This window comes from Bacillus cereus group sp. BcHK124, from assembly GCF_027712065.1.
Lineage (GTDB): Bacteria > Bacillota > Bacilli > Bacillales > Bacillaceae_G > Bacillus_A > Bacillus_A pacificus.
This window is the reverse complement of record NZ_JAQFPJ010000003.1, coordinates 242639-268303: the sequence shown is the minus strand read 5'-3', so window position 1 is coordinate 268303 and position 25665 is coordinate 242639. Positions and strand designations below refer to the sequence as shown.

The window sequence follows — 25665 nt, the reverse complement described above, 5'->3', positions numbered from 1 at the left end:
GAAAATTTATCTTCTTTAAAGCTAAAGCAAAACTCTCTTTTAGAAAAAAGAAAAGACACCCTAAGGTGCCTTCCTCCGACTTGAACCATCTTAATTTTAATAATATGTATTGGACTCCCATCCAATTATTATTTTACCATGTTAAGTTGTTTTTGTTTATTGAGAAATACAATAATTTACTTGTGCTGGTTGTCTGTATGAGGTCTTTTTGTAGTCCATGCAGCGATTAACAAAAGAACAATAGCCGTGATAACACCTAAAAGTCCTTGCTTGAGCCACATGGATAATGCGGCATTTGAGCCAATGGCTAGAAACATAAGCATTACTGTGTATTTATTAAATCTCATTATAAGTAACCTCCCAATGTAACTGCACATAAGAAAATTTCACCATTCATTTATTACGTAAAAAATGGTATTAAACAAACTTTAGGTCCCTTATTTACAACTAAAATCTATATTTTAAAAAATGATATAGAAGCGAGCTTGAGTAAAATTATGCGCTAAGCCAATGTGACACTATCTCCGAAGGAAATACCGTATTGCAGAGTAAAAACATTATACTTCCTAGTGGAGTGAAATTCAGTGTTATTTTTATAACGCTCCATTTTTCCATTCTTTATTATGAATATCTAATCCTTCTTGGCCAAAGAAATGGAGAATAAATTCTTTTTCATCACTAACAGTTTTTTTAGCTAGTTTAGATCCTTCCATACTTTTCCTTGTTCCAGAACGTAAATAATGAATTTCCCCAAAGTCTTCAACTGCAGATTCGAAATTTCCATCGTACCATTTGTTCAGAATAGATTCATATTTTTGTCTTTCCTCATTATTTATAACATGTAAGTTGTTTTTTAAGTATTGAATGTTTTCTTTTATCATTTGAAATCGCCCTACATCACGAGTACCAGAAACATGAAGATTATTCCCATTGAATGTGAGTTTTTGTAAAGACATATGTATCATCATATCATTTATCGTTTGCTCGTTTTGGATTTCCCCAATCGACTGTGCCGCTTTAGATAATTCATCTTCACTTACTACATAACTATCTTTTTGTTGCTTTTGAATGGTTTGAACTTTTGATTTTTCCTGAACCTTTTCTTCTTGTTTAGGTTTTGATTCAGGTGTAGCCTTCTCATTTGAGCTACAAGCAGACGTTCCCATAAGCAATGTACTGCATGTTAACGTCATAAGTAACTTTCGTTTCATTTTTTCACGCCTATCTGTATTGGTTATTTTAAATAGATTTTTTAGAATGTAAGATTTCTCATCTCATAGTAGCAAACAATTGATTTGTACATTGTCATGTTTTGTCGAAGGGTAATAAAAAATACCTTATGATGTCTTCCTTCGATTTGAATTATCTTAATTTTAATAATATATATTAGACTCCCTTCGCCTATCAAGCTAAGAAAATACAACTACCCCAGAACGAGATTGTATCCTAACTTGCAATAAAAAAGTTCATCTTTTCCTTTTAGGGTAATTTTACATTTTCAAGTTGATAGGCACAGGGCACGCTCTATAAAGCAGATTTTTTGAACAGCGTAACATAATTAATAAAATGTATACTATATATCTTATATGTTATGTGGGAGCCAGAAGCTAAAGGAATTAGTACTTGATTATCATGAAGAAAAAGCCACAGTGAAAGTGTTGATGAAGATTTTTACTAAACTACGCATAGGTAGAAAAGTATATATACTTCTCTACCTATCTTAATGTTACTTGATAAGTGCTTATTTGTATTATATATACAAGGAAATGAAACCGGCTATAACAATCAATGGCAGGATTACTGCGAGTTTATTTTTTAGAGGGACACGTTTGTCTGGGACACCGGGGTGGATAACAAATGCAAGTAAAACAATTGCTCCAATAATACCTAAAAGTGTATGAATGACCATCCTCCTAAGGAATATTATTGTTAATTTTATCACACTCAAATAAAAAAAGGATACAAATAACAATTAACCCTAAATACACCATTATGAATTTCAATTATACAGCTTCACCAAACATAAAGTGAAACTATAATCAGCGATGAGTGCCCTTCCCCACTGATTATTAATTGACCCTCTCGAGCATTTACGGGCAAATGAGGGATAACAGTAAAAATAATATAATTAAGAGAGGAGTGAAATTTCACTCCTCTTTTTTACTTGTGGATTTTAACACTCATTAGATCGCTACTAGAATTTTGCTTCTCTAAGCTTATCTCTATTTTAAGATTGTTTTTATTTATATCAAAATTACCTGTGCGTGTATTAGAAGCCACTATATTATCAATCTCTGTACTCAAATCTAAGTTTGGATTTATCATATTGATCCATTTTTCCCCTAACTCTACTAACGCCTTCTTATCTTGACCTCTATCAATTACAAAATTAACAGTAAAGTTACTTTCATTATCGCCTTCTACAGTGAAATTCCCATTAAATTCTGGAATCCCTTCTAATACCGGAGAGAATAACACGACCTCTGAACGTGGACCGCCTATCCCTATATATTTTAGCTCCGCATTATATTTTGCGTTAATTTCAGTAATAAGATTTTGTGCTTCCTTAGATATAGATTTTTTTAATACCGAAGAGCTATCCATCCAACCTTCATGATAATAAATGAGCTCGTCTGCTAAATCTTGTGGGATAGCAGTAGGCTTTGACTCATGCTCTTTTTCCGATTTATTAATTGCATTGTATAAGAATAGTGCATACTGCTCACGAGTCACGAGACTTTGTGGTTCAAACTTATTATCACCTGTGCCCGTCGTAATTTTATTTTCTTGTAATGCACTGATAGCATTTGTTGCCCAGTAATTTTTATCTACATCTTTGAAAGTGGTAGTAGATGTTGCTTTAAAGTTAAAAGCCTTTGTTAATACAACAGCTAATTGTTCACGCGTTAAAACGTTATCTGGACCAAATTTCCCATTACCAAATCCGTTCATAATACCTGCTTTATTAAGAGCTAAAATTTCTTTTTTAAACATATGCTCTTCTATATCTGTGAAAGGGTTTTGTGTATTAAGTTCATCTACTGGCTTCAAGTAGGCATATATTAGTCTAGCTACTTGTCCTCGTGTAATATTATCACCAAAACCAAACATTCCGTTTCCATAACCAGCCACAATATTTTTCTCTTTTAAATCCATAATTGCTTGATAAGACCAGTGATTTTCAGGAACATCTTTAAATCCTAGTGTATTTTCTGCTTGCACATTTGTTAGAGGTGTTAGTGTTGTTGATGCAATAACTGCCCCTGCTAAAATTAATTGTTTAAAATTCATAATTGAATCCCCTTATCCTTAAAATAATATATTAAAAAAATACCGTAAATATTCTTTTTAATATTAACATATAAAGATACTTTTTGTAGGTTAATTATGGAATATTTAAAGAAGATTATTCCAGCATATAATGTTTATACAACTAAATTAAAATCATACTAACTTGCTTCCAATACGCACTCATTTCCTTTACCAATTTTTAAAAAATACAATTTATAAATGCAAAAAATCCCCTCAAAGCATCAGCTTTAAGGGGACCCCTCCTATCATCTTCTCTCTTCATACAACCGATGTGCCTTATATGAGCAAATTAAATACATAACAATTGCTGTAGGAATAAACAACCATGCAAAGCCTCTCATCAATGCTAATGGTGTTTCAAATAAGAATGACCATAGAAATGATACACCTTGCTTATCCCATAGTCCTGGCGTAAAATATAGTTCTTTCGGATTTGCAAGTGCTCCTAAATGAATCGTGTCATTAAACATAAATAGGATTAATATCGGAATAGAGCATATAGCTAACTCTAAAAATGTTTTAGATAGACGTTTATATTTCCCTGCTCGTGACATTTGATCTGAAAAAATGTCATCTTCGCTTTCCTCATCTACCTTTTTAAAATAGTGCGTACCTGACCACCAATTACCAGCTATATGCTCCCAGCCACTATCTTCAAATAATGTGCAGTAATTCATAAAATCACTTTTTCTACTAAATACTCTATGGTCTATTTTAATCGTCGCATCTTCCGGTTCTGTATATCTAAATGTATAACCAAATGTATTACTTTCTAGTTGATATCCTTTCCAAGCCATCTCTTCTAACCACTTTTCCTCTTTCTCAAAGTCTAAAAAGAATCTCAATCTCCACATCATCGTTTCCCCCTAACTATACGTGTAATAAACTTTTTGTAACCTCAATAATGTGCTGCATTCTCATAAAGTCTAAATGCAATACTTCTTTCCCACGTTCCGTAATGGCATACACTTTTCTTCGTTTATCTTCACTTTTTACCGATTCTATTAACCCTTGTTTTAATAAATTTTCAACCGCCCCATACAATGTACCCGCTGCAATTTTCACTTGATGATTACTCAATTCCTCTACCTTTTGCATAATTAAATAACCATGTGCTGGCTCTAATAAAGCTAAAAGAACGTAATACGTCGTTTCCGTTAATGGTAAATTTTTATCTCTATTCATAAAGACCTCCAATGTAACGATAAATATATAGCTAAACTATACAGTCAAACTGTATAGTTTGATTTTATACAGTTTGACTGTATATGTCAAATTAAGTTATAAAAAAATAACCTAGATCCCATAGGATCTAGGTTATTTTTTTACATAAATGTAATCGTTACTAAAGAATATCCTTCTTTCGCATTATACGGCTCCGCTTTATAAGAAACACGGTTCGCCCCTTGCGGATAACCAATTTCTCCAATTGCTTTTTTCACATCTTGCAATGCGCCATCCATTGATTGTTTATAAAGGATTTCAATCTTTGGTGACTTTTCATTATAACGTTGCTGCATTTTATTTTTGAATTCATTATAGTTGTTTGCAATGTATTCATTTCCTAAATAATTTAACTTTGTATCTTTTAAAATTTGCTGATATGCAGAAGTTTTCGTACCACCTGCCGCAATTTTATTTGTTAATGTACTATAATAATTTGTTGTAGCTTGCGGATAGTCCCCTCGGTTCCACTCATGATTTCTTGCGATTTGCTCATCTGATAAGTTGAAATAAGAATACGTTACGCGGCCTTGTTCATCTGGCACCGGATCATCGAATGTTGTATCAAGGTGATACCATTTGTTTTCGATTTTCACCAAGTTCCAAGCATGAGGCTGACCGTCTCCAGTTCCTACTACAAAATGATTCTCAATTCCCGCTTCTTTTAATAATTGATAAGTTAATAGTGCGTAACCTTGGCAAACTGCAGAACGATTTACGAGTGCTTCATATGCTGTGTAAGCTTTATAAGACGTATCATAAGAAACATGTTTTACGACATAATCATGAATCGCTTTCACTTTTTCATGATCATCCATCCCAACTTGTGTAATAGAAGAAACAATTGCCTTCGCTTGCTTCATTACATATTCTGTTTGTTCTTTCGTTTCACGATATGTAATTTTCAGCGTAAACGTATAATTTCCAGGTGATCCAGAAAGTCCATATGAAACATTCGATCTATTATTATTTGTATACTCATTTTTACTTGCCACTTCTTTATAAGCGTTAAAAAGTGTATTCATCACTTCTTTTGTATTACTATTTGTCGTTTTATATGGAAGTGTAATATTCGTTTCGTACGCATTAATACGCTTTTGCACTTCATCTTTAAATGCTGCTAATAGTGCTGCATCTCCTGTATCTTGCACCGCAACCGCAGGCTTTTTATACTGCAAAGCATTATATAAAAACTGTGCATATTGTTCACGCGTTACCGTTTTAGCAGGTTCAAATTTCCCGTCGCCTGTACCAGATGCAATCCCGTTTGACTGCACCGCACTAATCGCCCCTTCTGCCCAAAAGCCATCCGGAACATCATTAAATGTATGCTTTTGCTTAGCCGAAACTTGAAAAGCGTTTTTAATAATTTGCGCCATTTCTGCACGGCTAACAGAATCTTTCGGTCTAAAACCTCCATTTCCATCCCCGTTAAAAATCCCTAATTTCGTTAACGTTAAAACCTCTTCTGGAAACAATGTGGATCCTGCGCGAATATCTCGATACGGATTGTTTAAAGTAGATCCATCTTGTAATACGTAACGAGCACCATCATTACTAAACGTACCACCTTGCTTATTCGGTAACAACGCACGATAAATTAAAGCTGCAACTTGCTCTCTCGTCGCAACATCACCGAAACCAAACTTCCCATTTCCATAACCAGAAATAATATTTTTACCCGCTAAATCTTTAATTGCTGGATACGACCAATGCGATGTAGGCACATCGGAAAAAACACCCGCCTCAGCAGCTCTCACATCACTGCCGTTTGTATACAGTAAAGCACCACCAATAAGTGATAATGATGTAATTGATTTTAGTAGTTTCGTGTACATAATTCCTTCTCCCAATACCGTTCTCTATTTATGTTGTTTTTTGTCGAAAAATCTAAAAGAATATGACAAAACATATTATACAATTAAAACTTTTTGAGGGATACACTAATTTTTGAAATATGCAAAAACTCATATTAATATATTTTTTCGTATTAATATTATGTTGCTTTATTTATGAATATGTATAGGTAGTAACTCCTTATAACTCCCCTCATGATAATCTCTAATTTTATATTGATATTCTTTAGAATAATTATTCTTTATTTCTCAATATAAGAAGCCTTGGATTTTCATTAACATTCCTGTATTATATAAACAAAGAGTAAGGTAAGAGTTACTCTTTGCCATTTTAGAAAAGGTTCTGTTGGAGACAGCAGGATCTTTTTTCATATAGAGATAGTTTTGCTGAATTTTTCACCACTAACCACAAAAAACATCTTGTAATCATCATATATCGAATTAATATACCGAGAGAGAATCAAATACCAGTTACACTAGAACTTATTCTTATAGCAATTAGTGTGTTGGCTATTTAATAAAATAATTTCAAAAAACTAGGAAAAGAACGAAGAATTCCTTCGAATAAAACTCAATATTATGTCCATAATGTTGATAGGCTGTATGCCAAAACCCATTTAGGTTTCTCTGTATCTCCTTGTATTGAGCAGTTAGCCCTTGCTAGCTGCTCTTTTATTGGTAACCTTGTTAGACAAGTTTTCATATAATGTAGTCATTCCTTTCTTATAAATTAGGCTCGTCACTTGAATTATAGAAATGGGATTATATCCTATAACATTTTCAGGAATCATCCATATTTTATTTCTGAAAAAGTGCTTTGTTTTGCTGAAGGTGGTTGCGGAAACAACCGCCTTTTTATTTATGGCAAAATGAAATTTCTATTACGATTCATTACAAAGTATGTTATTACTGGTACAAGCTGGTATAATAAATACAGATCAAACATTGAAAGGAAATATGACAATGAAAAGATATTTCAACTTCATTTCACTTTTCTTAACTGTACTTGTAATAATTAATCTTACAAATATACATACGAAGTACCAATTCTTTATAGGTGCATCTATAGCACTATGTTTAACTATTCTTTCTACAAATGAAATTATAAAATTCCTTGCTACTAGTAGCTTGTTACTTTACGGATTTGCCGCTTTTACTTTTTTAAGTATTGCTTGCTAACTTTCAATTTCACCTTATATTAAAATAGCGTTTTTATTTAATTTCACTACAATAATATAGAGACACATACGATTTTCTTTGTTTATGGGTTCTTACGTAATAGTAAGAACCCTTTTTTATCGAGAATCAGTTTAAAAACTAAAAATAAAAGAACCTCATTAAATGAGGTTCAAAAAATCTACTATTTTAAATTACCTTCATAAAAAGCAACTCCATTTTGAACATGTTTTAAATACCATGTAATCGTCCCGCCACAAACATTTTCATTAAAACTATTAGCATATACTCCATTTGAGTAATAAAGAGTTCTTTTGAATTTACCATTAGAATACTCATAAGGAATTGAGCATGCTGCTTGCTTCGGAGAGCTCACATCTTTTTGCGTGTCAGCTGAAGCCGCTCCAATTCCTCCTGTTAATGCAATACCAGTTGCCAATAGCCCTACTACTAATTTCTTAAACATAATAAATCAACCAGATATTATGATATACTCACAAAGAACTGATACAAAATTTCTTTAGATTGGAAAACTAAAGTCTTATCTACCTAAAAGGAAGGCGCCTAATGGCGTCTTTTCTTTATTTTCAAAAGGACCTGCTCAATTCATTCTTTAAAACATAAGGTAAAGTGAACCCGTTAAAATCCATGGAATGAACCCTAGTTTTACCCTTTTATCTAAAGGAGGCACTATTGTTATGGGATATGGTGGTAGTTGCGGAGAAGGCTGCGGTTTCGCTGGAGGATTTGCTTTATTAGTTGTATTATTTATTCTATTAATCATTATCGGATGCAGCTGTTTCTGCTAAAAAACTATTAGAAAGAGGTTGTCCCAAAAGCAGCTGAATAAATACTTTTGAGCAACCTCTTTTTTATTGTTTCTTATAAGTAAATTATTTGTATTCCTGTCTATATAATTTAAACGAATAAATAGCTCCAACGAAGAATACAAAAGCTTCAAATAATATAAAGATTTGACGGAAATTCTCGATATCTTTACCAACTAAAGAAATAAATATAGCATTCATTAGAATTTGAGTAGTAAACATACGAGAAGTAATTTTTAAATAAATAGCATTTGTTCTTTCATCTGGTTTACCAATTTTTTTGTAAATAATAATAAGTGCAATTACTGAACCCAAAAATAGAAGTGCTGTAAGTCCTACAACAATATTGAAATTCCCTGTGCTTTCTAACATCCATTTATTTAATAAATCAATCATTATTATCTTCCTTTCCTACATAAGAGAATATTTCGTTCTTCTTCACTATAATAAAAAAAGAAAAAGGAAAACATCGAACTTTCTTACAAACATTCTTGTATTCTTACAATTTCGTCATTTTGTAAATGTATTCATAGCCTTGCCTTTCACTATTTTCTTTGGAAAACATAGTGAATTACGAGAAAGAGCGCTACAAGATCAACTTCCAAGAAGTAGTGCACGAAACCTCTTAATTAATGAAATTAGTATGTGGAATACAGCTTATTTAAATAAAGCAATAAAAACTTTGAAGAAAAAAGAACATTTCGTTAGCGCTACCCCACATCCATCATTTCAAGCTTGCTGACTATTTTTAAAATTGAATAGTTTTATCCATTAAGAAGATAAAGGAATGAGAAATACGATGAAGAATTAGAATAGATAATGTGAAAAAATGGAAAGAGGAGAAAAGATGAATCTAAAATTAATAGATGTAACAGAAGAAAATTTCTTTGAAATTATTAATTTAAAATCAGATAAACTTCAAGAAAAACACATTCAAATATATGAAAGATGGGTTGGTTCAAACGCTTTCTTTCTTGCAGCTTGCCAAACGTTTGGGTTTACTCCGAAAGCTATATATGATAATGATGTTTTAATAGGTTTTGCTTCGTATGGGTTTAGAAATGAAACGAAGCAATATGAGTTAATTAGCATGATGCTTGGCCATCAATATCAAGGGATAGGGTATGGAGTTCCTGTTTTAAAAGCAGTAATAGATAGTATGGTTCAGACGTACAAATGTGAAGAAATATTCTTATCGGTTATTTACGATAATGAACGCGCAAAGCGGATTTATGAAAAAGTGGGTTTTAGGCCAACAGGAGCGATTGAAGAAGGACACCATCCAGAATTAGTTTACTGTTTAAAATTAAAAAACTATGTAAATGTATAAAATTATATATACCTATAGTTCTGTACGAATCATTTCATTTTCTGATTTTTTCCCCATATTCTTTAACATATGAAGCAAAAAAAATCTTGAAACACCCATTGCATCTAAAAATTAACCAAGATGTATATATCTCTTATAACGTAAACGGCAAGTAACTCCAAAATATACAATGAAAAATCCCTGTAGGAATTTACATATGTCAAATATAATAGAAAGAATATTCTGTTCATTATCCCAACGCGCTGAATAAGTACATTATTGTATGTTAAAAATTTAGCTTAAGGTGGGATTGTATATGACTGAAGATAAAAGACTGAAAAAGCCCGTAGTAAGTTTTATATTACTAACCAACATTATTTTTTGGCCACTTTTTCTGCTTGTAGGAATTACAAAGTTATTACATGTTCCAACTTGGATTTTTGATGTAATGCTCTGCATATCAGCTTGGTCTTCCACTTTTGCTTTTATATTTCTATTTAAAAGAATTTATCCTGGACAGAGTTTTATTCAATTCGTAAAAGATAGATTTAAAAATAAACTTAATTACTCTATCGTTCTTACTGTAAGTATCATTCAAATAATTATATTTTGGACGATGTTGTTTCTCATTTCAACTAACAGTGAAGCAAACTCTATTTTTAATAGAACTACATGGGGCGTATTACTTTATTATGTTGTTAAAACTATTGTATCCGGACCACTAGGAGAAGAATTAGGGTGGAGGGGTTTTGCATTAATGGAGCTTCAGAAAAAATACTCACCATTAAAATCTTCAATCATTATTGGTTTTTGGTGGGGAATGTGGCATCTACCTATATGGTTTACTACAGGTTTTACAGGCAGTAATTTAATCAAATATATTTTGTTTTTTATGATTGCAATTATATCTACTACAATTATCATGACAACATTTTATAATTTAAATCAAAATTTAATTGTTCCAATGATCATCCACTTTTTCTTTAACTTATTTATTGGCATAATCAATGGACAATTAATTGAATTAATTATGTATACTGCAATTTTTTATTCCATAGTTGCGATTTTACTTATAATTATAAATCCAAAGAAAGTTTTATATGGGAATAAAATTAAAAAATTTGTTAATAAAGAACATGATTTGATTTAGTAATAGTTTCTACAATTTTTTATAGTTTTTAAGCAATATAATACCTTCTTACTATCAAGTACAAATAAGAGAAGACATCTTAATCGATGTCTTCTTTTCTTATATAATAACAACACAATAAAATTAAGTTGATTCAAGCTGCAGGATGCTACCCTGATATGACAGTAAAGAATACATCATCACGATGTCAGCAGGCAAGAGTAAAAGTATATTCTGCATTTCTGAAAACAGTAGATGGCAGATTGTGACCTGCTGAATCTGCTAAGAAAGAGTATACAAGAACATCCTTAACATCATATTTATTTCCACTAATGATGACATCAAGAAAATCTTCTATTTGGAATTCTGGAGTAAACAACACAATCTTAGTTGTACTGTTTGGTTCTAAAGAAACAAACGTACGAGAGATTTCAACTAATTCAGTTTGAGTTGGGAAAGAAATATTTCGACTTCTCTTAACACTTACCGTTACCTTACTAGTATGGTGACGTGAATCATTGTTTAACATAATGTTGAGAGCAGTTGGAATAATTCCATTCTCAGAAACTGGAACTCGAAACACTCCAGTAGATTTATGAGCCATATAATCACATCCTTTCAAAATAAAGTGAAACTTTAATCAGCCCTCGCCAATCGGGCTTTTACGGGCAGTTGATCCCTCACCTAACTTCTTTGCTTCCGCTGAATTTTTCGGTGGGGGTCTTACTGCCCGTTAATGCGGGATAAAATATAGTTACAATATATTAGATGCAAGAAACGTTCATTTTGATAGGAACAAATTATATGATTAATATATCTATTTGATTGAAGAAATCTCTCAAATAAGCAAAAACATTGAAAGATTTGATATAGGTACAAATGAATCATATATAAACATAAAGCTATTGATTTAATGAATCGTTGGTTTTCCCAAAAAAAATGCTCCATTAAAAACTAGGAAATAAAAAAGAACTAATCCCTAGAAGGGATTAGTTCAATATCTCAAAAGCTATTATATTACATAGTTTTATGAGCAAACGTTATATAATGTTGTGTGGGATACATAACCTGTCATCCCTTTATAAGTAACTTTTAACCACTGTTTAGAATTACTATAATGCCCTTGAACATACTCACCTGTTACCCATGTGCCAGTAATTTTCTCACCACTATTAAATGTATGTAACACAGGTGATCCAACAGTGTAACCACTGCGCATCTTTGCACCATATGTACCTACCGTACCTCCCTTTGCACAAGCTGCTTCTACTGTTTCATTTTCAGTAGTATTCGTAGCCGCGAAAGCAGAGCCGTTAAATGTAAACAAAGTAAAGATAAAAGCTGTTAATAAAGTACCAATAGATAAGCGACGTAACAAAATAAATTCCCCCTTTTTATAATTTATTTCTTCACAAACGATCACCCTAAATATTCTAACTATTTTCAATATATTAATGTTGAGAAATATTAGTTGTATTTTTGAAATAAGATTTTATCAAAAATATTAACAAACTCATATCTTTACAGAGAGAGCGTCGAAGAAGTCTTCTACATATCAACTATATAAAAGTCCCTCCGCCTTAAGGCAAAGGGACTTTCTCATTCCTATTTCAAACTACCCGCAATCTCCGTAAAGATCACTCCAAGTGCATGCGCACCTGCATCTGGATAGCCTAAGCTTCTTTCACCAACTGTACCGGCGCGGCCCATGCGAGCTACGATTTCTTTCGTATACTCTGCTCCTTTAACGGCTGCTTCTGCTCCTTTTTCAAAGGCAGTTTTCATGTTTTCTTCGTTTAAAGTGCTAGCTAACCAAGAATCTACACATGGAGCAAGTGCATCAACAAGTGTTTTATCACCAACTACCGCTCCTCTGCCGAATGATCTTTCACCGATAGATTGTATACCTTGCAGTGCCGCTTGTAACATTTCAGCGAATTCTTTCACTGTTAACTCACGCTTCTCGCCTGCTGCTTTACTAGCTGCACGGAATGCTCCGCCCCAAATTGGACCTGAAGCTCCGCCGCAATGTTCCATAATAATCATGGAACAACCATCAAGGAATGATCCGATCGTTACATTTTCTTGTTCTACAATCGAATGCCACTCACGTTTTAATTGCTTAAATCCTTTTGCTACACTCATTCCGAAGTCTCCGTCACCAGCATGCGTGTCTAGCTCACAGAACGGTACTTCATTTTTAATAATAATATCACTCATTTTATCAACGAGATAAATCATGTTGTTTAATGTAATAACATTATCTTTAATCACAGCGTGCTCTTCTGCTGTTTCTATTTCAAAGGAAACTTCTTTCTCTTCTGTTTCTTCAAGTACATTTACGTACTCTACACTTTCAACTGGCCCATCTACTTTAAACGCTGGTGTATTACACTCTTTTGATAGTAATGTTTTTAGCTCATCATCTAATTTCATCACCGTTAAAGACATACCAGCCATATCAATACTCGTCATATAGTTACCAACGAATACTCTATTAATTTTAATGTTTCTAGCAGCTAATTCTCGTGTAACTGCGTTGTTAAATAAGTAAAGTTCTTGCAGTGGTGTACCGCCAAAACCGTTAACTAGAAGTGCAATTTCCTCGCCGTCTTTTACTCCTAAATCTTTCATTAAATCATTTGTCATACGGTTCGCTAATTCATCAGCCGACAGCATTTTTTCACGTTTAATTCCTGGTTCGCCGTGAATACCTACGCCGTATTCCATTTCATCTTCCGCAAGTGTGAAAGTAGGTGATCCACTCGCTGGAACTGTACAAGACGTTAACGCTAAACCGATTGTGCGCACGTTAGCAGCTGCTTTTTCTGCGACAGCTTTCACCGCTCCTAAATCCATACCTGCTTCCGCTGCTGCACCAGCAATTTTATGAACTAAAATAACGCCCGCAACGCCGCGGCGCCCTACTGTGTACAGGCTATCTTCTACCGCAATATCATCGTCCACTTTTACGTAATCTACTTCAATTCCATCTTCCGTCGCTAAATGCGCACCATTTTTGAAATTCATAATATCGCCGCTGTAATTTTTAATAATTAATAACGTACCTTTTTTACTAGCTGTCTCTTTAATTGCTTGGTATACCTGAATTTGTGAAGGCGAAGCAAACACATCTCCGCATACTGCCGCATCTAACATTCCTTTTCCGACTAACCCTGCATGTGCCGGCTCATGACCACTACCGCCGCCACTAATTAACGTTACTTTATTTTCGTTCATTTCTTTCTTCTTAATCACTTTATATTTTTTCAAAAGCTCAAGCTCTGGATGAGCCATAACCATTCCGTTACACATTTCCATTACTAATGTTTCTGGTTTATTTATAATCTTTTTCATTGTAGTTCTCCCTCAATTCCTTTAATATATTGTGATATATTTGAAATCTTCTTCTTACTACTCATGTTAAAATGAAAGCGTTTTATAGTAAACGGACAAAATGGACAATCTGTCTAAAGACACCGCTCTCATTTATGGGTAGGATTTTCATATTACTAACATTCTAGGGATGATTCAGATGACCTCTTCTATAATTTCTAAAAAGATAATCGCGAACTCATTGAAACATTTAATGGAAACAGAGTCTTTTCATAAAATATCAGTGAGCGATATTATGTTACACTGTCAAATGCGTAGGCAAACTTTTTATTATCATTTTAAAGATAAATTTGAACTATTAAGCTGGATTTATCGAGAAGAAACGAAAGAAAACATTATCGACTTTCTCGACTATGAAACGTGGGAAAACATTTTCGATTTATTATTTGATTACTTTTATGAAAATCAAAAATTTTATCGAAATGCTTTTAAAGTCATTGAGCAAAACTCGTTCAATCACTATTTATTTGAGCATACGAAAAACTTATATATGAAAATTATTGATGAACTATCCGTGAGCTGCGGATTCAGCCTTTCTGATGAGACAAAAAATACGATTGCCTCCTTTTATAGTCACGGCTTCGTCGGAACGATAAAAGATTGGATTGAAAGCAAATGCGAAGTAGATCCTTCCATTATGTCTTCTCTTATGAAAAATATGATAAACAATCAATTACTACTATTACTGGAGCAATCAGCAAAGTAATTAAAGGGTGGCAAAAGCAATGAAAAAGATTATGAATGATGTACAACATATCGTTCAAGATATGATGCATGGCTTTTATTTTGAACATAACGACAAAGTAAATTATGACGAAACAAATAACATCATTTATGTGAAAAATATTGAAAAACTGAAGCAAAGCGTCGCTATTATAAGCGGCGGTGGTAGCGGACATGAACCTGCTGATATTGGTTATGTAGGGAAAGGTATGCTTACAGCGGCAGTAAACGGCAGTATTTTCACTCCGCCTACAGTGGAACAAATTGTGACGGCAACTCGCCTCGTGCCAAAAGATAAAAGTATACTATTCATCATCAAAAACTTTAAAGATGACGTTGAGAACTTTCTAGCGGCTGAAAAAATTGCCAAAGAAGAAGGAAGAAAAATTGACCATATCATCGTAAATGACGACGTTTCAATTGAAGATGATGCTTCTTTTAATAAAAGAAGACGCGGCGTCGCTGGCACTGTTTTCGTTCAAAAAATACTTGGTGCGGCCGCTCTTGAAGGTCACTCTTTAGAAGAACTGACTGCACTCGGCCGTTCTATCACTGAAAACTTACACACATTAGGAGTCGCTCTTTCACCTGCCAATGATCCAGTGAAAGGAAAAGCTTCTTTCACGTTAAACGACGATGAAGTCTTTTATGGCGTCGGTATCCACGGCGAAAAAGGTTACCGTAAAGAAGCGCTATCCTCTTCTGAAATATTAGCGATCGAACTAATGAACAAACTAAAAAGCATTTACCGCTGGAGAAAAGGCGACAACTTCGCCATCCTCATTAACGGACTAGGCGCAACTCCGCTAATGGAACAATACATTTTTGCAAATGACATTCGCCGTTTATGTGAGCTGGAAGGATTACAGATTACATTCGTAAAAGTTGGTACGCTACTAACTTCTTTAGATATGAAGGGTGTTTCTTTAAGTTTACTTAAGGTAGAGGACTTGAACTGGGTGAAGTGGTTGAAAGAAAATACGGAAACTGCTAATTGGTAATATAAATAAAAATAGGATGGCTTCAATTGGCCAGCCTATTTTTGTACGTAATTCAGCTATTTAAAAATTTTCGTCCTCAATATTACAGCACATTCACATCAAAAATGTAAATCCTCATTTCCTTCGTATTTTCCTTTATTAAGCCTTTTTCTTATGAATAATTCTGCGACAATTAAATTGGGTACCCATGCTAACCAAGCAATAATAGCGTAACTAAGTTCAAAATGTTCTATCCCAAATAGAACGATAAACAAAGGTAGCCAAATTCTTAATGTAACTGCCGCAAAGGTTAAAGCATAATTTCTAATCATCCAATTCCGATGCTCTTTAATTTTTTTATTCTTAACTCTATGTAATGCTTGATATGCTGATGTTAGCCAAAGTACGGATAACAAACCGAAACCTAGCTTCGCTACCAATCCTCCCGTAGCATAAAAGGATAGGTATAGTCCAGAAACGCCGCCTAATAATATACCAACCATATAAATTCTCCCAGCTATTCGATGACGGTTCATATTCTTTTCTCTAAATTGAGTGGATAATGTAAAAGGGCCAATTACTAATGCTACTATACTAGTTGTAATATGTATAAATAACATCATATACCAAAACTCACTTAATTTAGATCCATACATAAGCTTCGCTTTTACAAGCCCTGTTTGAAATCCATCCATAATAAAATATTGGACAACAATATAACTAGCTACTAAAAAAGCGAAACAAGTAAATACATACCAAATTTTCCTGTTCAAACTTTACTGCCTCCCTATTACATTCATGGAATTTAGATTATATATTACTGTTCATTCTCGAGAAAAATAGAAAAGCCTTCTTTACTGATTTATTCAACACATTGTTTTTATAAACCGAATGACTTACATGCAGCGACGAATAAAATATATGATATAAGTTCCTTCTTCATACATAAAAAACCCTCAAGTATATCGTTTTATACTTGAGGGTTTACTCGTCTCTCATTTTCTTAAATCAATAATTAGCTCATCTGTAATCTGCTCAAGATGGAAAAATCTTTTTATATAATGGATATCAGACCACTTTTCTTCTCCACCAATAATAAATAATTCTTGCGCATCATACATAAATGAAAAGCTTGGATAGAAACTGTCCGCTTTTATTTCAATCCCACCAGTACGATTACTGATAATCTTACAGTCTGCCGAATAGCTTACTAACGTATAGAGAGAATCTTGTGCTGATTGAAAGAAATACTTCATAAGTGTAGTTATATCATCACCATTGGTAATGCACACTTTAAAAAAGCTCGTATCCCTTTTCTTATTAGTAAAAACTAGCTCAAATTGAAGTTTATTCTCTTCTAAAAATCCTTCAATAAAGTCTCTACATAAATAAGTTTCAAATAACATATACATAGGAAATTTGTTATGTGTACCCATAAATCCTTTAATGATTTCTTCGAATCCTGTATGCTGATTCCAATTCGTTCCCACTCCTATCATAATAGGGTGATTTAAATAAATAGGATACAGTGATAACCCTTCATCTTTTAACATATACACTCGTTTTTCATCTGTATGAAGAGCTGGTTTAGATTCTTTTAGTAAGTATTGAGATAATTGAACATGTAACACCTTTACACCTACCTATCATGTAATACATAAACTATATCTATTAAGTTAGAAAAAGAGAATGCGTCATTCACATTTTACTGTGGTTGGGTGTGGAGAACGAGAATCATTTAATAAACGAGATGACACATCTCATTGGAGAATTACAGGTCTTCCAAACAAAGCTGGATAATAAATTAACATCGCTCCTACAAATGAACACACTAAACAAAAAATAGCCTCGTATTTTATGACTAGCGAAGAGTTCATATCAATCTTTTTTTCCTCTCTTTTCAATATCATTTTAAATAATGCTGTATATAATACTTTATATAATACATACCCAACAATCGTCCCGAGAGTATTCGTAAATAAATCATCAATATCTGTAATTCTATTATTTAGTAATTGATTTAACTCAATTGCCAATGAAAAAAAGAATCCCGCGCATACGGTGTTTTTCATTTTTCTAAATTGCGGCCAAATGGTCGGTAATAAAAAACCTAAAGGCATAAACAGTAAAATATTCAAAAGATACGTCGTACTACCTACCGTATCAAATAGAGTCAAATTAATTTGATTTACACGAATCCACGTTTCATATCTACTTATATCCCATACAGTCGCGATTTGCGTCACTTTATACACTAGCGAAAGGTAGAATAGAAAAACATATACCCATAAAAAATGCCGAATAGATATATTGTTTTTCGCTTTAAAATAACATCCAATTTGAAATACAATACAAAACATAATTGTAAAAAAATACGTATACAAATAACTCATCAAAACTTCTGTGTGCATGTGGAATCCCCTAACTTTACATTTTCATCTATTATTTAGAACATAGTTTAAGAGTCGGTACTTTGTTCATATATTTAATCTTCTACTTTGTCTTCGAATATCGGGAATATATTAAAAATAAACAATCCCCACTTCTTCATTTTCAGTCTCCTCCTTGATGTAACTTGTTTATAGGATAGGAGAAACTTTTAAAATAAAGAGTGGGGTAAATATAAAATTTTTCTTAAATCTTCACATGCAACCCTTGTAGTATTTTCATCAATACAGTATGGAAGTCTGACAAGAGAAAACAGTTAGCGTGAATGAAAAGGTACTTGCAATTTGTAATAAAATTTTAGAGTTGGATGCTTCTAATGAAATTGCTAGGGAAACTATTAAGGAACTAAATTAGTTAAGGGATTGCCATATAGCAATCCCTTAACTAATTCATATTTCTTCCTTCTCATCCCTCATACTATAATACCCCAAATTAACAATAACCAAGAAATACCCACCCATAATTCCAGCTGCAAATGTCCACATGTACTCACGGTGTTCAATTTCATACATAATAATCGCACCGAGTATGGCGGCTGCAAATCGATTCATCATGCCAAGCATCGGTGCTTTTTCTTTTTTTACGATGCTATTTCCAAACTTTTCGATACGCCTTCCTAAAATCCAGGCGCAGTACATACTAACTATAAGGCCAATGCTTATTCCTACAAACTGTGCTCGAAAAGGTGTCATCAGCCATCCCAGTAACATCACGCCTAGCAAACAATATATTTGTATGTTAAATGATCTTAATGCCATACGAATCATGTTATGCTCCTTACCTTTCCTATTACTCCCATCTTTCGGACTTCAAGCTTTCCGATATATCTTTTTTAAAATGAGGGAATTTGATTTTGCTCACCATTAAATAAGCAAGTACGCATGTGCCAAATGCCACGGAAACTGGTTTATTTAAGAGGCATAAAATGAGGAGACACATTGCTGCAAATGGAATGGGCATTCCGATAAATGTCGGGAGTTTGCTTTGTTGTGTATTAAATCTAGCGAGCCGAAGCATTCCGCAAATACTATAAGCTAGTGCACATATCATCCCGATAGACTGCAAATCTTTTAACGAGGCACTATAGGCAAGAATAGACGGTGCCACGCCAAAGGTAACTAAATCCGCAAATGAGTCTAACTCTCCGCCAATTTCCGAAACAGCATCCAGTTTCCGAGCCACCATACCATCAAATAAATCAAATACCATGCCTGTAATAATGAACATGACTGCACCATATATATCTTGAAAGAAAACAGAATAGATGGCCAATATCCCACAAATAAAATTCGCTATCGTCATCATATTTGGTATGTAACTCATCACACGCTTCTCCTCCTTTCTACTCATTACCTCATTCAAGTTCTTACTCATTACAATCAAGATCCTTCTGTTTTTCTTCCAATATCACCTTATTTATTTTCTTTAACGTATCCGTCATTTGTTCTAAAGCATTTATATCGATTTTAGAAAAATACTTCTCAATTAATACATCATCTAACTTAGACAACTGCTCCATATACTTACTACCGTTCGGACCAAGTGTAAGGAAATACTCCCTTTTATTGTTCGGATTCACTTGTTTTGAAATCATCTTCTGCTTTTCCAATTTCGATAAAACTTGGCTCACAGCACTTTTCGTTATATTAAACGTACTCGCAATGTTATTGGCTGTCGTGTTTTCATTTAAATTGATATGAAATAGCATACTCTCTTGCTGTCCAGTAAGACCATACTCGTCCTTTAAATCTTGAAATAGTAAAATGTAAAATTCAGTGTAGGCTCGGTTCATTTCATTAATTACTTCTTTATATGATCTCGTCATAGCGTTCTTCCTCCAGTCACGATTTTATATAGTTTAGTTTAGTTTAGTTAACTAAACTATATTATACCTTTATGTTCGTGTAAAGGGAAATATAGCTCCGTACTTTATTCACAATGAAAAAAGAAGACACCCATTAAGATGTCTCCTTCTCCTACTTAAGACTCCAAACTCTTACCATTCGTCGCAATTACTTCCTTATACCAATCGAAGCTTTTCTTCTTCGATCTTTTTAATGAACCTTTTCCTTCATTATCTTTATCAACATATATATATCCGTAACGTTTTTTCATTTCTCCAGTAGAAGCACTTACAAGGTCAATCGGGCCCCAACTTGTGTATCCGATAATATCTACTCCATCTTGGATGGCTTCGGACATTTCAATCATATGCTTCTCTAGATAATCAATACGGTATTCATCATTCACTTCATCTTCACCATTTAATTGATCGATTGCACCGAGACCATTTTCAACAACAAATAAAGGTTTTTGATAGCGATCGTACAGTTGGTTCGCTGTAATACGGAAGCCTTTCGGATCAATCGTCCATCCCCACTCTGATTTTTCAAGATATGGATTTTCAACAGAACCGAATACATTTCCGCTCGTTATGCTTTTTAACACTTCTGGATCTGTACTTGTTGCTCGGCTTGAATAGTAGCTAAAGCCAATATAATCAACCGTATGCTCTTTTAAAATTTCCTCGTCTTCTTTTTCCATTTCAATTGTTACATTATTATCTCTAAAGAAGCGTTTTGCGTATCCAGGATATGCTCCTCTTGCTTGTACATCAATGAAGAAGAATGATTCACGGTCTTGTTCCATCGCGCGTTGAACGTCATCTGGATTACATGTGTACGGATACGTTGCACCAGCAGCAAGCATACAACCGATTTTTGCATCTGGAATAATTTCATGACACGCTTTTACAGCTAACGCACTTGCGACAAGTTGGTGATGCGCTGCTTGATATTGAATTTGTTTTTTATTATCCCCTTCTTTAAACGCTAATCCTGCTCCCATGAAAGGTAAATGTAAAAGCATATTAATTTCATTAAACGTCATCCAATATTTCACTTTATCTTTATATCTATTAAAAATCGTTTTTGCGTACGTCTCAAAGAAAGTGACAAGCTCTCTACTTCTCCAGCTTCCATACTTTTCTACTAAATGAACAGGTACATCAAAGTGAGCCATCGTAACGACTGGTTCAATGTCATGCTTTAACAGTTCATCAAACAAATTATCATAAAACTGTAACCCTGCCTCATTTGGCTTTTCATCATCACCATTTGGGAAAATACGTGTCCAAGCAATCGATACGCGTAACGCTTTAAATCCCATCTCTGCAAACAACGCAATATCTTCTTTATAACGATGGTAAAAATCAATCGCTTCATGTGACGGGTAAAACTCTCCTTCTACCGGTGTAAAGGAATGAATATTTCCTTTCATAATATCCCAACGTTTCTCACCAGTTGGTAATAGATCAACCGTCGTTAATCCTTTTCCGTCTTCTACATATGCGCCTTCAACTTGATTGGCTGCAGTTGCTCCACCCCATAAAAATCCTTTTGGAAAATTAACTTTAGACATATAGAAAAACTCCTTTATATAAGAATGAACGAGGAAAGGTATTACGATTCTCAAAGAATACCTTTCTTCGTTTGAACCTGTATGAAATGTACTACTATTTAACTCCTAACTTTAGTAAGGAATCTCCTGCTTGAATCTTTTCTATTTCCGTTTTTTTGATGCTATATTTATCATAATTTGTAACAACAACTGGTGTTGTCACAATATAACCCGCCTTTTGAATTTCAGATATATGAAACTCAATAAGTAACTCCCCTTTTTCTACTCTCATTCCTTGTTCAATATGAGAGTAGAAAAATTCTCCATTTAATTTCACAGTATCCATCCCAATATGGATTAAAATTTCAGCACCTGAATCTGCCGTAATTCCTACTGCATGATTTGTCGGGAACAGCGCAGAAATCGTACCTGAAACGGGTGAAAACAACTTTCCTTCTGAAGGCTCAATCGCAACTCCTTCCCCTAACGCACCCGATGCAAATGCAGCATCGTCAATATTTTGAAGTGGCATAACGGCGCCATGGAAAGGACTAAATATTACTTCATCATCGCTTGATGCGGCAATTTTATTACTTGTTTCCTCTGTAGATGTTTGTTTTTTCGTAAAGCCGAATAAGTAAGTCAGAATAAAACCGACTAGTAAAGAAACAACCATCGAAACAATTGCGCCCCAAAATCCAGCTGTAATCCCATCTTTCGGACTAATAAATGTCGGAAGCGTAAATATGCCAAGTCCACCTGTCATATAAGCTTGTGTACCAAATACGCCAAGTATTGCGCCGCCAACTCCCCCAGCAATACAGCTCATAATAAACGGCTTTTTAAGGGGAAGTGTAATACCATAAATCGCTGGCTCTGTAACACCGAAAATACCTGAAATAAAAGCTGGAATACTAAGTGTTTTTAATTTCTGATCTTTCGTTTTCACCCAAACGCCAAGTACAGCACCTATTTGGGCAAATGAAGCAGCAAATATAAGTGCTAGTATCGGATCGATGCCGTGTACTGCTAAATTGTTATAGCCAATCGGAACGACGCCCCAATGGAGGCCAAATATAACAAGTACTTGCCAGAAAGCACCTAGTAAAGCACCCGCTACTAATGGGCTTGCATTATAAACCCAAAGCGTCGCCTGTCCTAAAAACTGTCCTGCCCACGTCGCAATTGGGCCAATAACGAGAAATGTAACTGGTACAACGATTAGTAACGTTAAGAATGGTAGTACAAATGTTTTCACAACATCCGGAATCACTTTCTTTAAAGACTGTTCAACTCTCGCTCCAAAATAAGCAGCAAGAATAATTGGAATAACAGATGATGCGTAGTTCATTAAAATAACTGGTATTCCTAAAAACGTAATATGAATTGGTGATTCAAACATCGTCCCCGCAAATAGCGTATATAATGGCTCACTTGCTTTTAAACCAGATAAAGCCGGATACACTAACGCTCCCCCTATTGCCATACCGATGAATGGTGATCCTCCAAATTTCTTACTTGCTGTATATCCTAAGAAGATTGGGAAGAAATAAAATAACGAATCGCCAACTGCATTTAATATTTGATACGTTCCTGACTGCATACTTAACCAGCCTAACGCTACAAATAGTGCATTCAATCCTTTAATCATCCCAGTTGCAGCTAACACTCCTAAAATAGGAGTGAAAATGCTAGAAAGAATATCTATAAGACTACTCTTTTTCTTCTCACTCGCACTTTCTTCCTCTGTTTCTTGAAACCCTCCAACAGCAATAACTGCTTTATATACGTCGGATACATGGTTACCAATTACAACTTGATATTGTCCGCCACTTTTCATAACAGTCACAATGTCTTCCATACTTTTCAGTACTTCTGTATTTGCTTTCCCCTCATCTTTCAACTGAAATCGTAAACGAGTGACACAATGTACAACGCTACTTATATTTTCTCTCCCGCCAACATTCTTCAGTATGTCTTTTGCTAATTTTTCATACTTCATAGTAACTTTCCCTCCCTACAATCATGCCTTTTATCATTTTTATAAAAGAAAAAACCTAAACTAACCGTAACGACGTGATACATACGAATCACTCCATTACAAGTCAATTTAGGTTTTGCCTGCCAAACAGTAACAATCCCGTTTATTCAATTACATAATGCATTGCGTTTCGTTACACGATGAATGTGCAACGTTAAGTACACTTTTTCATCTTTTGAAAGATGACTATTATGTGCTTTTTGTAAGTATGCTTCAATTTTTTCTGTACAACAATATGCCTCTTCATACTTAGTTTTCACTTGCTCGTATAAAAAATCATCCTCTGCCGAATGCAATTCCTTCTGCATTAAACGCTGGGCAAAGTATCGTAAATGCGTTACGAACCGACTATAATTAAATGAATTTTCATCTAAGTTCATCTTATAGTGGTACTTTACGACATTTAAAATATCTTGGACGATTTTCGTCATCGCCACCGTTTGCTGCATTGCCGGCTCTCCTTGCTGCGCATTCACGAAATGCAAGGCAATTGACCCTGCTTCATCTTCAGAAAGTCTAAAGCCAGTCTCTTCTTCAATAATGTTCAAAGCTTGTAGACCAATTTCAAACTCTTTCTGATAGAATCTCTTAATCTCCCAAAGCAAAGTATTTTTCAGATCCATTCCTTCTTTATGCCGAGTTAAGGCGAAACTTAAGTGATCCGTTAATGTAAGATAAATATAATCACTTAAAGTCCCCGGCAAAACTGTCTTAGCAAACTGAATAATTCTCTCGGTAATCTCTAAATTTTCTACAGGAATTTCAGTTAGCAACCTAGCAAGTTTCTCTGATAATTCTCTTGTTTCTAGCACAAAGGTCTTTTCTATCTTAGATTCATCAATCGTATCGCCTACTTTTTTCTGAAATCCCAAACCTCTGCCCATAAGTACAACCTCTGTCTCATTATCCTTCATCGTACAAACAACATTGTTATTTAAGATTTTATGGATTCTCATAGTGTTCCGCCTTCTTCTTCTTAAATTCACAAAAGGTAATAAAAAAACCTAAACTGATTCCAAAAGCCACACTACACCCGTAGCCTCTAGATCAATTTAGGTTTTGCCTGCCGAACAGTAACAATCCTTTTACTTATTAACTTACCTTCATTATACACAAAAAGTAAGCGGTTGCAATGGTGAATTATTGAATATTTTTTTACAAAGCAAACATCATTATATTTTACAATTGCTGCAGGTAGTATTTATCTTTCACTACATCTATCATTCTGAATAAATAAACATAATCATCACAAAAATTCCATATAGACCCATTACTGGTTAAAATGTTATAATGAAATCACCCTACATAGTTACTCATATTTAACTTGAGGAACTAGCGTCTTATTAAGCAATGCGCATAAATCAAATAAAAAAGACACTTTTTACAGTGTCTTTTTTATTTATATTCTCATAGAAAATATCTCTTTTATACACAAAATCTAGCAAATGAAAAAGGAGACTATCATATGGAGCATCCTCTAGCAAGAGAACTACGTAACATACGTATATGTCTTATTATCTTGATCATTGTCATTGCATTTTGGGATCGTGACAAACCTGTGGAAATCACTGATCATGATAGTGACCCTATCTTAAACACTAGCAATATGACCCAAATTGGCGATCATACATTTGCCTATAAAGATGAATCTGATCAAATTAAAATATTTAACTTTAACCCAGATACAAATGAAATAAAGCTAATAAAAGAGTTTTATGCTAACGAATATTAATTACATCCATTGAACAGAAGGCACCTCAAGGTGTCTTTTTTATTTTCAAAAGGACCTGCTCACATTCATGCGTCAAACATAAAGTATATAGAATCCGTTAAAACGCATGAGTG

General features: G+C 34.0%; 27 protein-coding genes and 1 pseudogene. 8 read left to right on the top strand and 20 right to left on the bottom strand.

Translation table 11 applies throughout. The annotated features are described in order from the left end of the window. Positions 1 to 176: 176 nt before the first annotated feature. The 6 genes from PDK19_RS08160 to PDK19_RS08135 form a co-directional block, all read right to left on the bottom strand. Positions 177 to 347 (bottom strand): hypothetical protein, encoded by a 171-nt coding sequence (locus PDK19_RS08160; RefSeq protein ID WP_001211982.1) that lies wholly within the window; start codon positions 345 to 347, stop codon positions 177 to 179. Positions 348 to 593: 246 nt separating this feature from the next. Next, positions 594 to 1211 carry a DUF6241 domain-containing protein gene (locus PDK19_RS08155; RefSeq protein ID WP_049111634.1) on the bottom strand — a complete coding sequence of 206 codons (618 nt, stop codon included), beginning with the start codon at positions 1209 to 1211 and terminating at the stop codon, positions 594 to 596. A gap of 949 nt (positions 1212 to 2160) precedes the next feature. Further along, on the bottom strand, positions 2161 to 3291 hold the full coding sequence (locus tag PDK19_RS08150) for an S-layer homology domain-containing protein (protein WP_001009751.1): 1131 nt from the start codon (positions 3289 to 3291) through the stop codon (positions 2161 to 2163). A gap of 266 nt (positions 3292 to 3557) precedes the next feature. Then, entirely contained in the window at positions 3558 to 4169 is a 612-nt protein-coding gene (locus tag PDK19_RS08145) for a DUF2812 domain-containing protein (protein WP_049111631.1), read from the bottom strand. Between the two features lie 13 nt (positions 4170 to 4182). After that, on the bottom strand, positions 4183 to 4497 hold the full coding sequence (locus tag PDK19_RS08140) for a PadR family transcriptional regulator (RefSeq protein WP_049111630.1): 315 nt from the start codon (positions 4495 to 4497) through the stop codon (positions 4183 to 4185). 140 nt (positions 4498 to 4637) lie between these two features. Then, positions 4638 to 6374: an S-layer homology domain-containing protein gene (locus PDK19_RS08135; RefSeq protein ID WP_049111629.1), complete on the bottom strand. Its 1737-nt coding sequence runs from the start codon at positions 6372 to 6374 to the stop codon at positions 4638 to 4640. Between the two features lie 981 nt (positions 6375 to 7355). Here PDK19_RS08135 and PDK19_RS27275 point away from each other — a divergent pair. Then, positions 7356 to 7571 (top strand): hypothetical protein, encoded by a 216-nt coding sequence (locus PDK19_RS27275; RefSeq protein ID WP_033686203.1) that lies wholly within the window; start codon positions 7356 to 7358, stop codon positions 7569 to 7571. A gap of 181 nt (positions 7572 to 7752) precedes the next feature. On the opposite strand, the gene PDK19_RS08130 is transcribed toward PDK19_RS27275, so the two are convergent. After that, positions 7753 to 8034, bottom strand: coding sequence for an LCI fold-containing protein (locus PDK19_RS08130; protein WP_000473839.1), 282 nt, complete (start codon positions 8032 to 8034; stop codon positions 7753 to 7755). A 232-nt stretch (positions 8035 to 8266) separates the two neighbouring features. On the opposite strand from PDK19_RS08130, the gene PDK19_RS08125 reads away from it, so the two are divergent. After that, positions 8267 to 8377, top strand: coding sequence for a YjcZ family sporulation protein (locus PDK19_RS08125; RefSeq protein WP_000540371.1), 111 nt, complete (start codon positions 8267 to 8269; stop codon positions 8375 to 8377). Positions 8378 to 8461: 84 nt separating this feature from the next. On the opposite strand, the gene PDK19_RS08120 is transcribed toward PDK19_RS08125, so the two are convergent. After that, complete coding sequence (locus PDK19_RS08120) at positions 8462 to 8791, bottom strand: hypothetical protein (RefSeq protein ID WP_014893252.1); 330 nt, start codon at positions 8789 to 8791, stop codon at positions 8462 to 8464. Between the two features lie 136 nt (positions 8792 to 8927). On the opposite strand from PDK19_RS08120, the pseudogene PDK19_RS27390 reads away from it, so the two are divergent. The 3 genes and pseudogenes from PDK19_RS27390 to PDK19_RS08105 form a co-directional block, all read left to right on the top strand. Beyond that, positions 8928 to 9098: pseudogene (locus PDK19_RS27390) on the top strand (Tn3 family transposase); the annotation flags it as partial. A 144-nt stretch (positions 9099 to 9242) separates the two neighbouring features. Continuing rightward, complete coding sequence (locus PDK19_RS08110; RefSeq protein ID WP_001049723.1) at positions 9243 to 9725, top strand: GNAT family N-acetyltransferase; 483 nt, start codon at positions 9243 to 9245, stop codon at positions 9723 to 9725. Between the two features lie 295 nt (positions 9726 to 10020). Further along, positions 10021 to 10854 (top strand): CPBP family intramembrane glutamic endopeptidase, encoded by an 834-nt coding sequence (locus PDK19_RS08105; protein WP_088300149.1) that lies wholly within the window; start codon positions 10021 to 10023, stop codon positions 10852 to 10854. Between the two features lie 187 nt (positions 10855 to 11041). Here the strand turns inward: PDK19_RS08105 and PDK19_RS08100 are convergent, their stop codons facing one another. The 3 genes from PDK19_RS08100 to dhaK form a co-directional block, all read right to left on the bottom strand. Then, a complete protein-coding gene (locus PDK19_RS08100) occupies positions 11042 to 11437 on the bottom strand; it encodes a hypothetical protein (protein ID WP_014893254.1) in 396 nt (131 codons plus the stop codon). A gap of 423 nt (positions 11438 to 11860) precedes the next feature. After that, positions 11861 to 12211, bottom strand: coding sequence for an SH3 domain-containing protein (locus PDK19_RS08095; protein WP_270706909.1), 351 nt, complete (start codon positions 12209 to 12211; stop codon positions 11861 to 11863). A 227-nt stretch (positions 12212 to 12438) separates the two neighbouring features. Continuing rightward, positions 12439 to 14190 carry a dihydroxyacetone kinase subunit DhaK gene (dhaK, locus tag PDK19_RS08090; RefSeq protein ID WP_065423441.1) on the bottom strand — a complete coding sequence of 584 codons (1752 nt, stop codon included), beginning with the start codon at positions 14188 to 14190 and terminating at the stop codon, positions 12439 to 12441. Positions 14191 to 14368: 178 nt separating this feature from the next. Here dhaK and dhaS point away from each other — a divergent pair, with 178 nt between their 5' ends. Together dhaS and dhaQ are read left to right on the top strand one after the other, a co-directional pair. Further along, positions 14369 to 14935, top strand: a complete 567-nt coding sequence (gene dhaS, locus PDK19_RS08085; RefSeq protein ID WP_000204205.1) for a dihydroxyacetone kinase transcriptional activator DhaS — start codon at positions 14369 to 14371, stop codon at positions 14933 to 14935. A gap of 19 nt (positions 14936 to 14954) precedes the next feature. Then, positions 14955 to 15953 carry a DhaKLM operon coactivator DhaQ gene (gene dhaQ, locus PDK19_RS08080; protein WP_270706907.1) on the top strand — a complete coding sequence of 333 codons (999 nt, stop codon included), beginning with the start codon at positions 14955 to 14957 and terminating at the stop codon, positions 15951 to 15953. Between the two features lie 98 nt (positions 15954 to 16051). Here the strand turns inward: dhaQ and PDK19_RS08075 are convergent, their stop codons facing one another. The 9 genes from PDK19_RS08075 to licT form a co-directional block, all read right to left on the bottom strand. Continuing rightward, positions 16052 to 16705, bottom strand: a complete 654-nt coding sequence (locus tag PDK19_RS08075; protein WP_049113862.1) for a DUF2306 domain-containing protein — start codon at positions 16703 to 16705, stop codon at positions 16052 to 16054. Positions 16706 to 16927: 222 nt separating this feature from the next. Next, on the bottom strand, positions 16928 to 17563 hold the full coding sequence (locus tag PDK19_RS08070; RefSeq protein WP_049113863.1) for a hypothetical protein: 636 nt from the start codon (positions 17561 to 17563) through the stop codon (positions 16928 to 16930). A 129-nt stretch (positions 17564 to 17692) separates the two neighbouring features. Further along, positions 17693 to 18343, bottom strand: a complete 651-nt coding sequence (locus tag PDK19_RS08065) for a VanZ family protein (RefSeq protein ID WP_014893258.1) — start codon at positions 18341 to 18343, stop codon at positions 17693 to 17695. A gap of 426 nt (positions 18344 to 18769) precedes the next feature. Further along, on the bottom strand, positions 18770 to 19147 hold the full coding sequence (locus PDK19_RS08060; protein WP_000620584.1) for an ATP synthase subunit I: 378 nt from the start codon (positions 19145 to 19147) through the stop codon (positions 18770 to 18772). Between the two features lie 22 nt (positions 19148 to 19169). Further along, the gene (pssA, locus tag PDK19_RS08055) at positions 19170 to 19754 is read right to left on the bottom strand and encodes a CDP-diacylglycerol--serine O-phosphatidyltransferase (protein ID WP_154214274.1); all 585 of its coding nucleotides are present in this window, start codon (positions 19752 to 19754) and stop codon (positions 19170 to 19172) included. Beyond that, complete coding sequence (locus tag PDK19_RS08050) at positions 19747 to 20205, bottom strand: MarR family winged helix-turn-helix transcriptional regulator (RefSeq protein WP_000198624.1); 459 nt, start codon at positions 20203 to 20205, stop codon at positions 19747 to 19749. Before PDK19_RS08050 ends, pssA begins: the two co-directional genes overlap by 8 nt. A 155-nt stretch (positions 20206 to 20360) precedes the next feature. After that, entirely contained in the window at positions 20361 to 21800 is a 1440-nt protein-coding gene (locus tag PDK19_RS08045) for a 6-phospho-beta-glucosidase (protein ID WP_000049018.1), read from the bottom strand. 94 nt (positions 21801 to 21894) lie between these two features. After that, on the bottom strand, positions 21895 to 23781 hold the full coding sequence (locus PDK19_RS08040; protein ID WP_049113865.1) for a beta-glucoside-specific PTS transporter subunit IIABC: 1887 nt from the start codon (positions 23779 to 23781) through the stop codon (positions 21895 to 21897). A gap of 146 nt (positions 23782 to 23927) precedes the next feature. Continuing rightward, positions 23928 to 24776, bottom strand: a complete 849-nt coding sequence (licT, locus tag PDK19_RS08035; RefSeq protein WP_001219867.1) for a BglG family transcription antiterminator LicT — start codon at positions 24774 to 24776, stop codon at positions 23928 to 23930. A 509-nt stretch (positions 24777 to 25285) separates the two neighbouring features. On the opposite strand from licT, the gene PDK19_RS08030 reads away from it, so the two are divergent. Continuing rightward, the gene (locus PDK19_RS08030; protein WP_049113868.1) at positions 25286 to 25552 is read left to right on the top strand and encodes a YmzC family protein; all 267 of its coding nucleotides are present in this window, start codon (positions 25286 to 25288) and stop codon (positions 25550 to 25552) included. Positions 25553 to 25665 lie beyond the last annotated feature (113 nt).